Genomic DNA, 487 nt, shown 5'->3' with positions numbered 1-487 from the left:
GCAATCTCCCTCAACCCCTTCCTGCACAGGAAGGGGTTCTTTTTGTGATACCCCCCACAACTCCATATTTATCCCTTCTGCCTTGTGCATTTGCACAATGTCGCCGCTTATTATCTTCCCTATGCTTGAGCTCTGCTCACAGGAGGGGTATATGGCTGTCTGGCATCTTGATACCAAAATGGCACAGGATATCGTGGCGCGAACCATGCGCATTATTGATACCAATATCAACGTAATGGATGCCCGTGGGCGGATCATTGGCAGCGGCGATCGCGAACGTATTGGGGAATTGCACGAAGGTGCGCTGCTGGTGCTTTCGCAGGGTCGGGTGGGGGACATTGACGATGCGGTGGCCCGGCATTTACACGGTGTGCGGCAGGGGATAAACCTGCCGTTGCGTCTTGAAGCCGAAATCGTTGGCGTGATCGGGCTTACCGGCTAACCGGAACATCTGCGCAAGTATGGCGAACTGGTGTGTATGACGGCG

1 pseudogene is annotated in these 487 nt (G+C 54.4%); it reads left to right on the top strand.

The features are described from left to right. Positions 1 to 151: 151 nt before the first annotated feature. Positions 152 to 439: pseudogene (locus ACU8YC_RS26550) on the top strand (sugar diacid recognition domain-containing protein); the annotation flags it as partial. Positions 440 to 487: the final 48 nt, after the last annotated feature.

The sequence above is a fragment of the Citrobacter sp. VF227 genome, from assembly GCF_052950715.1.
Note: the sequence above shows the minus strand (reverse complement) of the source record. Positions and strands in the feature narration are given on the sequence as shown.